The 10,954-nt window shown below is 75.7% G+C and carries 6 protein-coding genes and 3 pseudogenes; 1 reads left to right on the forward strand and 8 read right to left on the reverse strand.

The window, feature by feature from the left end:
* Nucleotides 1-46: 46 nt before the first annotated feature.
* The 7 genes and pseudogenes from SSBG_RS00955 to SSBG_RS35940 all read right to left on the reverse strand — a co-directional run.
* Entirely contained in the window at nucleotides 47-946 is a 900-nt protein-coding gene (locus tag SSBG_RS00955) for a metal ABC transporter permease (protein ID WP_008744372.1), read from the reverse strand.
* A complete protein-coding gene (locus SSBG_RS00960; RefSeq protein ID WP_008744373.1) occupies nucleotides 943-1,845 on the reverse strand; it encodes a metal ABC transporter ATP-binding protein in 903 nt (300 codons plus the stop codon). Before SSBG_RS00960 ends, SSBG_RS00955 begins: the two co-directional genes overlap by 4 nt.
* Before the next feature lie 11 nt (nucleotides 1,846-1,856).
* Nucleotides 1,857-2,819, reverse strand: a complete 963-nt coding sequence (locus SSBG_RS00965) for a metal ABC transporter solute-binding protein, Zn/Mn family (protein WP_008744374.1) — start codon at nucleotides 2,817-2,819, stop codon at nucleotides 1,857-1,859.
* Nucleotides 2,820-2,922: 103 nt separating this feature from the next.
* On the reverse strand, nucleotides 2,923-3,330 hold the full coding sequence (locus SSBG_RS00970) for an enantio-pyochelin synthetase F (RefSeq protein ID WP_008744375.1): 408 nt from the start codon (nucleotides 3,328-3,330) through the stop codon (nucleotides 2,923-2,925).
* A 169-nt stretch (nucleotides 3,331-3,499) separates the two neighbouring features.
* Nucleotides 3,500-3,649 carry a phosphopantetheine-binding protein gene (locus SSBG_RS35565; RefSeq protein ID WP_234010704.1) on the reverse strand — a complete coding sequence of 50 codons (150 nt, stop codon included), beginning with the start codon at nucleotides 3,647-3,649 and terminating at the stop codon, nucleotides 3,500-3,502.
* A 256-nt stretch (nucleotides 3,650-3,905) separates the two neighbouring features.
* A pseudogene (locus tag SSBG_RS35935) lies at nucleotides 3,906-4,229 on the reverse strand (AMP-binding enzyme); the annotation flags it as partial.
* A gap of 57 nt (nucleotides 4,230-4,286) precedes the next feature.
* Nucleotides 4,287-9,108: pseudogene (locus SSBG_RS35940) on the reverse strand (amino acid adenylation domain-containing protein); the annotation flags it as partial.
* Between SSBG_RS35940 and SSBG_RS00980 the strand changes: the two are divergent.
* Nucleotides 9,038-10,111, forward strand: a pseudogene (locus SSBG_RS00980) (AMP-binding protein); the annotation flags it as partial. The pseudogenes SSBG_RS35940 and SSBG_RS00980 sit on opposite strands and share 71 nt — an antisense overlap.
* Nucleotides 10,112-10,254: 143 nt before the next feature.
* On the opposite strand, the gene SSBG_RS00985 reads toward SSBG_RS00980, so the two are convergent.
* Nucleotides 10,255-10,954 (reverse strand): ATP-binding cassette domain-containing protein (locus SSBG_RS00985; protein ID WP_324603483.1); only part of this gene is annotated, 700 nt, incomplete at its 5' end.

Consider the following 10,954-nt stretch of genomic DNA (forward strand, 5'->3'; position numbering starts at 1 on the left):
CCGGGGCGCTTCCTGCGGTTCCCGCGGGGGGTCTGGGTGGCCCGTCCTACCGCCCGGCGGCCACCGGGGCGGCCGGGGGTGCGGGTGCGGCGCGGCGCCTGGCGCCGGTGCGCAGGCGGGCACCGAGGTGGCAGCACACGTAGATCGCGAAGGAGAGCGTCGTGACGTACGGGCTGATGGGGACGCTGCTGCCGAGCGCGAGGAGGATGCCGCCCTCGACGGACACGACGGCGAAGGCGACGCTCAGGAGCGGCAGCAGGACGGGGGAACTGGTGAGGCGGGTGGCGGCGGCGGCCGGGGTGACGATGAGCGTCAGGACCAGCAGGGCGCCCACGACCTGCACCGACAGGGCGACCGCGAGCCCCAGGATCAGCATGAAGCCGAGAGAGAGGAAGCGGACCGGCAGCCCGCGCGCCTCGGCGACCTCGGGATCGGCGCTGGCGAAGGTGAGGGGTCGCCAGACCACCGCGAGGGCGAGCAGGACGACGGCCGAGGTGCCGAGCAGCCACGCCGTCCGCGGGGTGTCCACCGCGACGATCTGCCCCGTGAGGAGCCCGAACTTGTTGGCCGCCCGGCCCTTGTAGAGCGCGAGGAAGAGGACGCCGAGCCCGAGGCCGAACGGCATGAGGATGCCGATCGCGGAGTTGCGGTGCCTGGCCCGCGCGCCGAGGAGGCCGATGCCCGCGGCCGCGAGGAGGGAGCCGAGCAGGGAGCCCGCGACGACGTTGACGCCGAGCAGCAGCGCGGCGGAGGCCCCGGCGAAGGACAGTTCGCTGATGCCGTGCACCGCGAAGGGCAGGTCCCGCATGACGACGAACACGCCGACGAGCCCGCCGACGAGCCCGAGGGCGGCCCCGACGATGAGCGAGTTGCGGACGAGGCCGAGGAGTTCCCCGTAGTGGTCGTAGGCGAAGAGCTGGTGCCAGACGCCGTCGGCGAGGTTCATCGGGCAACTCCATGGTGCGGTGCGGGTTCCCCGGGGTGGTGGGCCGGTTCCTCGTAGGCGCCGGCGACCACGACCCGGCCCCCGACCCGTACGACGTCGACGTGCGTGCCGTACAGGCGCGAGAGCGAGGCGGAGGTGAGGACGTCACCGGGCGTGCCGGTGCGGTGCGCGCCGGGCGCGAGGTAGAGGACGCGGTCCACGAGGTCGAGGACGGGGTTGATCTCGTGCGTGACGAAGACGACGCCGGTGTCGTGCGAGCGGCGGCGGGCGTCGATGAGCTCGGTGACGGCGCGCTGGTGGTGCGGGTCGAGCGAGACGAGCGGTTCGTCGCAGAGCAGGAGGCGCGGGTCGGTGGCGAGGGCCTGGGCGACCCGTACGCGCTGGCGCTCGCCGCCGGAGAGTTCGCCGAGGGGGGCGTCCGCGTAGGCGGCGGCCCCGACGGAGGCGAGGAGTTCGTCCACGCGTGCGCGTTCGGCCCGGCGCGGGCGGCGCGGGCCGAAGCGGTGGCCGCTGACACCGAAGCCGACGAGGTCGCGGGCGCGGACCGGGGTCTGGGACGACAGGCTCGCCTGCTGGGGGATGTAGCCGATGTGCCGGTTGGCGCGACGGGCCGGCTCGCCGAGGACCGTGAGGGTCCCGGCCGAGAGCGGCTGTCTGCCGAGCAGGGCCCGGAGCAGACTCGTCTTGCCCGCGCCGTTGGTGCCGAGCACGGCGAGGTACTCGCTCGGGGCGACGCGCAGATCGAGGTCGCGCCAGACCGTGCGGCCGCCATGGGCGACGGCGCCGCCGCGCAGGTCGAGCAGCGCGGCGGCCCCGCCGGGGCGCCCGTGGGCCGCCCCGGCGATCCGTTCGTCCCCGGCCGTGCCCGCCGCGGCGGCGGCACCGGGTTTCGAGGTCATGGCCGTCCCGCTCACTTGCCGAGCGCGTCGGCGAGGGAGTCGATGGTCCCGCCCATCCACGCGAGGTAGTCCTTGCCCTGCGGCAGGGTCTCCGTGACGGGGACCTCGGGCACCCCGGCGCTCTTCGCCGCGTCCGCGACCTTCTCCGTCTGCGGCCCGGAGGTCTGGGAGTTGTAGACGAGCGCCTCGACCTTCTTGCCCTGGTAGAGCGCGAGGGTGTCCCGGAGCACCTTCGGGGAGACGTCGTCGCCCTCCTCGATGGCCTCGCTGAAGTCCTCGGGCGTCTTGTTGACGAGCCCGGCGGCCTCGGTCATGTAGAGGGGTACGGGCTCGGTGATGCCGACGGCCTCGCCGCCGTGGGCCTTCTTGATGGCCGCTTCCTTGTCCTCCAGCGGCTTGAGGGCCGCCTCGAACTTCTCGGCGTTGGCGTCGAAGGTGTCCGCGTCGTCGGGGGCGGCCTTGCCGAGCGCCTCGGCGATCCGGTCGGCGATCTTGGCGACGGCCGGGAGGTCGTACCAGACGTGCTCGTTGAGCTCGCCGCCGGGAGGCGCGGTGCGGCCGGAGATCTTCACGGCGTTGAGCACCTCGGCGGAGGAGTTGCCCGCGCTCTTGAGCATCCGGTCCATGAAGTCGTCGTAGCCGCCGCCGTTCTCGACGACGAGGGCGGCCTTGGAGAGCGCGAGCTGGTTGCGGGTGTCGGCCTCGTAGGAGTGCGGGTCCTGGTCGGGGTCGGAGATGAAGGAAGTGACCTCGACCCGGTCACCGCCGACCTTCTTGACGATGTCGCCGTAGACGTTGGTGGACGCGGCGACGGTGACGGGGGCGGAGGAGCCGCCCCCGGTCTTGGCGGCGGGCTTGGCGTCGTCCTTGCCGGAGGACCCGCCGTCGTCCGAGGAACTGCCGCAGGCGGCGACGGCGAGGAGGGAGGCGCCGGATATGAGGACGGCGAGGTGGCGGGAACGGGGAATGCGCACGGGAACTCCAGAGCGGGATACGGGAAGAGGGGCCGACGAGCGGCGCCGCCCGGGGAGGGAACGGCACCGCTCGTCACGTCGTCACGCTATATGAAAATGAATGTCACCACGACCTACTCTCCGCCCCGTAATGACTTTCGTTTCCAAAACTTGACCTGGCCCGGCGCTCAGGAGAACCGCAGGTGAGGGGCCACGCTGAGGAGCTTTTCCCGCGTCTCCTCGAACTCCCCGCGGGCGCCTCGGCGACGGGGATCGCGCGGGCGGGGGCCTCGGGGAGCACCTGCTGGTAACCGTCCTCGTGGACGACCGCGCGGAGCATGTCGTGGCGCTCCGTCAGCTCCCGCCAGAGGCGGGCGACCCGTTCGGCGTCCAGCTCCGGGTAGTCGAGTTCCACGTACGCCTGGCAGGTCACGCCGCCGTAGGGGACGCCGTCGGCCCGGCCGAGGAGGTAGGCGGACTGCACCGGCGTGAGCGGGAAGGGCTCGTGCCGTGCCGCGGGGTCGGGGCGCATGGCCGGCGGGGTGGCGGCGAGGTGGCGGAGGATGTCGTCCTTGCGGGCGAGGAGCCGCTCTTTGCGCTCGCCGGTCAGCAGGCCGCGGGCGCGCGGAAGCGCAGGCGTCCTTCCTCCTCCCAGAGTTCGACGCCGTCGGCCGCGTACTCGGCCAGCAGTTCGGTGATGTTCACAGCTCTCCGCTCTCGGTGTCGGTCGCCCGTGCGGCGACGCTCGTGGTGATGTCGGCCGCGAGGGCGGCGAGGTCCGGGGCCGCGAGGAGGCGGCGCACTGGGAAGGGGATGCCGAAGCGGCGGCTCACGGCGGCGACGAGTCTCATGGCGGTGAGGCTGTCGCCGCCGGCCGCGAAGAAGTCGGCGTGCCGGTCGCGCGCGGTGCCGGGCAGGCACGTTTCCCACAGCGCGGCGAGTTGCGTCTCGACGCCGGGGCGCGGTGGCGCGCTCTCCCGGCCGGGGGCCGGCTCGTGCTCCTCGGCGAGGGCGAGCAGCGCGGCCCGGTCCACCTTGCCGTTGGGGCGGGGAGCGGCAGCGCGCCCGAGGAAGTGGAGGCCGCTGGGGCCGCGGGAGGCGCTGGGGCGCGGCGTACGCGGCGAGCCGGGCGCGCAGACCGGTGAGGACCCGCTCGGCGAGGGCCGCCTCCGTCTCGCCGGCGGGTGTCCCGCCGCTCTCCTCCCGTACGGCGAAGGCCACCAGGCGGCGGGCCGTGCGGGGTCCGGCGCCGACGACCGCGGCCCGCGCGATGCCGGGGCGGGACTCCAGCGCGGTCTCGACCTCGCCGGCCTCGACGCGGTGTCCGGAGATCTTCAGCCGGGAGTCGCGCCGGCCCAGGAACTCGATGAGCCCGCCGGGCCTGAACCGCCCGATGTCCCCGGTGCGGTACCAGCGCCGTCCGTCCCGCACGGGGAACGCGCGTGCCGTCAGTTCCGGGTCGCCGAGGTAGCCCTCGGCGAGTCCGAGGCCGCCGATCCACAGTTCGCCCGGGACCCAGTCCGGACAGTCGCGTCCGGCCGCGTCCACGACCCGGTACTCCTGTCCGGTCAGGGGCCTGCCGTGGGAGATCGAGGGCCAGCCGGGCGGCGGCGCGGTGACGGTGTACGTGTTGGACCAGACGGCGGCCTCGGTGGCACCGCCCATGGCGACGAAGCGGCAGCCCCCCGCCGTGCGCGTGCGCAGGCGTCCCGGCAGGTCGAGGCCGATCCAGTCGCCGGAGACGAGTGCCGTGCGCAGGCCGAGGAGGTCCCCGGGCGGGCCGCCGCCGTGCTCGTCGGCGTCGAGGAGCAGCCCGAGCAGGGCGGGCACGGTGTTCCACACCGTGACGCCGAAGCGGCGTACGAGGTCCGGCCAGCCGCCGGGGTCGTGCCGGTCCTCCTCCGTCGGCAGGAGCAGCGAGCCGCCCGCCGACAGGAGGCCGAAGAGGTCGTACACCGCGAGGTCGAAGTCGAGCGCCGAGAGCGCGAGGACGCGGTGGACGTCGGGGTGCACCTCGCGGCGGTTGAAGAGCGTGAGGGTCACCGCGACCGCTTCGGCCCCGCTCCACTCCGCCAGGACCTCCCCGTACGCGGCGAGCAGGACCGTCGCCGGGGTGAGTCCGTGCCGGGTGGCGCGTTCCTTGACGGTGCTCCAGCGCTCCGGGTCGAGGCGCAGGCGGCGCCGGGTGAACACCGGCGTGGTGAGGAGCGCGGGGTCGGTGGCGAGCGGGAGGGCGGGCGACGGGGGCAGTTCGGCGAGCCGGCCGCTCCAGTGCTCGCGCGCCCGCCCGGCCGTCGCGGGGTCGGGGGTCTGGCTCGTCAGGTGGTCGCGGAAGGTGAGCGAGAGGGGTGGGAGGGTCGCGTCGGGGTCGTCGTAGAGGGTGTTGAGCTCCGCGTAGAGGGTCGTGAGGGAGAGCGCGTCGAGCACGAGGTAGTCGAGGCCGATCGCGAGGCGGGTCCTGGTGCGGCCGTCCTCGCCGGGGTAGCGGAGCGCGGCGAGGTCCCAGAGCGGCCAGGTGCCGGGGTCGCGGACCTGTCGCGACATGCGGGCACGGAGCGCGGCGAGGGCGGCCGCGGCTCCGGCGGCGTCCGTCTGCGCGGCGACGAGCCGCAGTGCGGGCACCTGGGCGTGCACGCGCTGGGTGCCGTCCTCGTGGACGACGGCTCGGAGCTTTCCGTGGCGGCGCACGAGGTGGTTCCAGGCGCGGGTGAGGCGGTCGAGGTCCACGTCGGGTCCGTCGAACTCGCTGTAGTGCCAGGTGCCGACGCCGCCGAGGGTGAAGCCGGAGTCCCGGCCCCTGAGGTAGGCGGCCTGTACGTCGGTGAGCGGGAACGGCGCGTGGGCGAGTTCCCGCGCGGCGACGGGGGCGGGCGGCGCGGGGGGCGCGGCGGCGGCGCGGGGGGCGAGGCGGGCGGCGAAGTGCCGCAGCGTGGGCGCGGCGAAGAGGACGGCCACGGCCGCGTCGGCGAATCCGGCCGCGCACAGGCGTCCCACGACGCGGGTGGCGAGGAGCGAGTCGCCGCCGAGGGCGAAGAAGCTGTCGTCCCTGCCGATCGCCCCGCTGCCGAGGAGTTCCGCCCAGGCGGCGGCCACCGCCTCCTCGGCGGGGGTCGCGGGTGCCTCGCGCGCCGGTCCCCGGTCGCGGGCGCTCCCGGCGAGGAGACGGGCGACGGCGGCGCGGTCCGGCTTGCCGTTGGGTGTCAGCGGCAGGGCTTCCCGCACGAGGACGGTCTGGGGCACCATGTGGCCGAGGAGCCGTGCGGCGGCCCGTTCGCGCACTTCCTCCGGTACGGGGGTGCCGCCGTTTGGTGCGGGCGTGACGAGCGCGGCGAGCGCGCGGGCGGGCTCCGTCACGACGACGGCGACGGCGCGCAGCACCGCGGGTCCGCCTCCAGGGCCGCTTCGATCTCGCCGAGTTCGACGCGGTGCCCGCCGATCTTCACCTGGTGGTCGGCTGGCCCGAGGAACTCCAGGACCCCGTCGGCCCGGTAGCGCGCGCGGTCCCCGGTGCGGTACCAGCGCTCGCCCTCGTGCTCCACGAACCGTTCGGCGGTGCGTTCCGGGTCGCCCCGGTAGCCGGTGGCGAGCCCGGAACCGCCGATCCACAGTTCGCCGGGGACGAGGTCGGGACAGTCGTGGCCGTGGGGGTCCACGACGCGTGCGCGCGTGTTGCGCAGCGGTGTCCCCCAGGGCACGGAGACCCACTCGGGGCGCACCTCGCCGACCTCGAAGACGGTCGAGTGCACGGCCGCCTCCGTCATCCCGCCGAGTGCCACGAAACGGCAGCCGGGCACGAGGGCGCGCAACCGGGCCGGCTGGTCGAGCCCGATCCAGTCGCCGCCGAGGAGCGCGAGCCGCGGGGTGCTGCCGAGCCCGGTGTCGGCCCCGGCGGCGAGGAGGAGGTCGAGGACGGCGGGCACGCACTGGAGGAGGGTGACGCCGTGGCCGCGTACGAGGGCGGTCCAGTGGTGGGTGTCCTTGCGGTGCTCCTCGCCGACGACCACGACCGCGCCACCGGCCGACAGGGGGGCGAACAGGTCGAAGGCGGCGAGGTCGAAGTCGAGCGCGGAGAGGGCGAGGGTGCGGTCCGCGGGGCCGATGGCGAAGCGTTCGGCGAGTGCTTCGAGCGTGTTGACGACGGCGCGGTGCGGGATTTCGACGCCCCTGGGGACACCGGTCGAGCCGGAGGTGAACAGGAGGTAGGCGGGGCTCAGGGGCCCGGTGCGGCGATTCCGTCTGCCGGGGGCTCGGCCGCGGCCAGGTCGAGCGTCAGGACGGTGAGGCCGGGCACCGCCCGGCACAGCGGCGCGTGCTCCGGGTCGGTCAGGACGAGACGGGCCCCGGCGGTCTCGTGGACGCGTCGCCGCCGCGCGGCGGGCTGATCGATGCCCACGGGCGCGTAGCAGGCTCCGGCGGCGAGCACGCCGAGCACGGCCACGACCTGGGCGGCTCCCTTGGGCAGGGTGATCGCCACGGTGTCGCCCTCCACGACCCCGTGCCGCCGCAGCAGGGCCGTCACCCGGCGGGCGGCGTCCGCGAGTTCGCCGTAGCTCAGCCGCGTCCCGTCCTCGCGCACGACGGCGAGGCGCCCGGGGTGGGTTTCCGCGTGCCGGAAGAAGGCGGCGTGCAGCGGCGCGCCGGAGGCGGGGACGCGGGCCGGTGTCGCCGCCTCGCGTGCCGCGAGGTGCGCGGCGGGGGCGAGCGGGCCGACCGGCCGCTCCCAGGCGCTCTCGTCCTCGGTGAGCGAGGTGAGCAGGGCGCGGTAGGCGGCGAAGGCGGCGTCGGGGACGCCGCGGGCGAGGACGCCGTCCCGTACGTCCCAGTTGAGCAGCAGTCCACCGTCCAGTTCGGTCACCTGCGCGTCGAGGACGACCTGCGGGCCCTGCGAGATGATCCACACCGGGCGCCCGAATTCCTCCTGGACCTCGCGCGTGAAGATCTCCCCGAGTCCGAGGGCGCTCGTGTAGACGACGGGCGCGAGGACGGGTGAACCCTCGGCGCGTGTCAGGTCGCGCAGGACCTCGACGCCGCCGTACCCGCCGTGCGCGACGCCGGCCCGGATGCCGTCCTGCACCCGGCGGGCGTGCGCGAGGAACGACGCCTGTGCGGTCAGGTCCACGTCGAGCAGGAGGGAGGAGCTGAAGTCCCCGACGAGTCCGGCGACATCGGGGGCGAGGAGTTCGCGGTCGAAGAGCGGGAGGTTGAGCAGGAAGCGGCGCTCGCCGCTCCAGGCGGCGAGGACTTCGGCGAAGGCGGTGGCGAGCGCGGCGGCCGGGGTCAGCCCGCGGCGGCCGGCCCGCGCGGCGAAGGTCTTCTTCTGCTCCGGGTCCAGCCAGTGGTGCAGGCGCCGCACGTGGGTGAGCGCGGTGTCGCTCGCGGCGACGGGCCGGTCCAGGGCGACGGTCGCCGGGGGTGCGGGGGCCCGGGGCGGGGCGGCGAGGCGCTCCTGCCACCACGCGCGGTCGGCCGCCCGCCTCCCGGCGGTGCCGGGGTCGGCGGCACGTGCGGCGAGGTAGTCGCGGTAGCTCAGGGAGAGCGGGGGCAGCGGTTCGTCGGGGTGGGCGTAGAGGTGGCGCAGGTCGGCGAGGAGGACGCGCAGGCTGAGGGCGTCCCCGGCCATCATGTCGAGGCCGATCTGGAGGCGGGTGCGGTCCTCGGGGAGCACGCACAGGGCGGCACGGAACATCTCCCCGGCCCCGGGGTCGGCCCGCGCGTGGGTGTGCCGCTCGCGCAGGTCCGCGAGGCGCGCCTCCGCCTCCTCGCGGGGCAGCGCGCGCAGGTCGTGGACCGCGAAGCGGGCGGGGCCGCTCCCGTACCGCTGCCGGCCGTCGGCTCCGACGCGTGCCCGCAGCATCCCGTGCCGGTCCACGAGGCGGTCGAGCGCCGTGCGCAGCCGGACGGGATCGAGACCGCTTCCGTCGAGTTCGACGGCGAAGTGCGGGGCGACGCCGCCGAGCGGCTGCCCGTCCTGGCGTCCGATCCAGTACGCGTGCTGCATGGCCGAGAGGGCGAAGGGCGTGTCGTCCTCGGCACCGCTCGCCGGTGGCGGCGGGGCGGCGGGCGCCGCGGGGCCTCCGGCCCGTTCGCGCAGGATCGCGTACCAGGCGGTGAGGACGGGTTCGTCCACGAGGTCCTGGAAGGTCACGGAGCTGCCCGCGCGGCGCCAGGCGCCCACGAGCCGCATCAACGCGAGCGAGTCGAGGCCGAGTTCGAAGAGGTCGCGGCCCTCGTCGGGTTCCCCGGTCCCGAGTTCCTCGGACACCGCCGTCCGGATGTCCTCGGGCGGCACCACGGGACTGCCGAAGCTCATCCCGCGCACGCACGACGACTACGCTTACAACGCCCGCGCCGCCGCCGCGGTGTGCGGCCTGGACGAGCACTCCGTCTACCTCGCCGTGCTCCCGGCCGCCTTCAACTTCACGCTCGCCTGCCCGGGCGTGCTCGGCACCCTCTTCGCGGGTGGCACCGTCGTGCTGGCCCCCGACCCGAGCCCGCAGACCGGCTTCGCGCTCATCGCCCGGGAGGGGGTCACCCTCACCGCGCTCAGCCCGCCGCTCGTCCCGCGCTGGATCGAGGAGGCCCGCGCGGACCCCGGGTCCACGCGCTCGCTGCGCGTCGTCCAGGTCGGCGGGGCCCGCCTGCCCGACGCGCTCGCGGCGGAGCTCGGGCCCACGCTCGGGGTGACCGTCCAGCAGGTGTACGGAATGGCCGAGGGCCTGCTCAACCTCACGCGCCTCGACGACCCGGAGGAACTGATCCGCACGACGCAGGGCCGGCCGCTCGCGCCCGACGACGAGATCCTCGTGGTGGCCCCGGACGGGGCCCCGATGCCCGACGGGGAGCCGGGTGAACTCCTCACCCGGGGCCCGTACACACCGCGCGGCTACTACCGCGCCGCCGCGCACCAGGCGCGGGCCTTCACTCCGGAGGGCCACTACCGCACCGGGGACCTCGTCCGGCGCCTGCCCTCGGGGCACCTCGTCGTGGTGGGCCGGGTCAAGGACCAGATCAACCGGGGCGGCGAGAAGATCGCGGCGACGGAGGTCGAGGAACACCTCCTCACCCACCCGGGCATCGAGGCGGCGGCGCTCGTCGGCGTCCACGACCCGCACCGGGGTGAACGCGCCGTCGCCTTCCTCACCTGCCCGGCCGCCCCCGCCCCGGACGTCCAGGAACTCGCCCGCTACCTGCGCGAGGAACGCGGCCTCGCGGCCTACAAGGTCCCCGACCAGGTCGTCGTCCTCCGTGCCCTGCCCCTGACACCGGTCGGCAAGGTGGACAAGAAGGCACTGGCGGAACGGGTGCCCGGCTGAGACCCGCCGGGAGACGGGCGAGAAGGCGGGCGGGGGCGGGCGGCGCGCGGTCGCCCGTCCCCGCCCGGGGCCGGGACGCTACGAGCCCCCGGCGGGCGGACGCGCCGGTGGTTCGCGCGGCGGGATCACGGCCCCCGCGAGCCCTACGCCGACCGGCCGCCGCGGGGACCCGCCGCGCGCCTCGGCTCCAGCAGCGCCCTCGTGGCGGGGTGACCCGGCCGCTCCAGCACGTGCCGGGCGGGGCCCGACTCCGCCACCTCGCCGGCGGCCAGGACGACGACCCGGTCCGCGCAGCGCGCGGCGGCCGCGAGGTCGTGCGTGACGAGGACGAGGGTCAGTCCGTCCACCCGCCGCAGTTCGTCCAGCAGCTCCACGATCTCGCGCGCGGTGTCCGGGTCGAGCGCGGAGGTCACTTCGTCGCAGACCAGCAGCCGCGGCCCCGCCGCGAGGGCTCGCGCGAGCGCGAGGCGCTGCCGCTCCCCGCCCGAGAGGGCGCCGGGCCGCCGGGAGCGCACCCCGGGACCGAGACCGACCCGGCCGAGCAGGGCGCGCGCCTCCGCGGCCGCCGGGCCCGGGGCGAGACCGCGCAGCCCGGTCAGCGGGCGGATCAGCGCGCGCTCGGTCGTCTCCCGCGGATTGAGCGCTCCGTGGGCGTCCTGCGCCACCAGCTGCACGGGGGCGGCGCGTCCTTGCCGGGCCCCGTCCGGTTCCTCCCACCTCACCGTCCCGGCGGCCGGGCGGAGGAGCCCGGCCAGGCAGCGGGCGAGCGTCGTCTTGCCCGCCCCGGAGGGCCGAGCACGGCGGTGCACGTCCCCGGGGCCGCGGTCAGGCCGATGTCCCGCA

The organism is Streptomyces sp. SPB074, from assembly GCF_000154905.1.
In the GTDB taxonomy this organism is placed as follows: Bacteria; Actinomycetota; Actinomycetes; order Streptomycetales; family Streptomycetaceae; genus Streptomyces.

Excerpts from the sequence above, each read along its gene's own strand:
- SSBG_RS00970 (WP_008744375.1), bottom strand. The coding sequence starts at position 3,330 with ATGCGCCCCGACCCCGCGGCACGGCACGAGCCCTTCCCGCTCACGCCG.
- SSBG_RS00960 (WP_008744373.1), bottom strand. The coding sequence starts at position 1,845 with ATGACCTCGAAACCCGGTGCCGCCGCCGCGGCGGGCACGGCCGGGGAC.
- SSBG_RS35565 (WP_234010704.1), bottom strand. The coding sequence starts at position 3,649 with ATGAGACTCGTCGCCGCCGTGAGCCGCCGCTTCGGCATCCCCTTCCCA.
- SSBG_RS00955 (WP_008744372.1), bottom strand. The coding sequence starts at position 946 with ATGAACCTCGCCGACGGCGTCTGGCACCAGCTCTTCGCCTACGACCAC.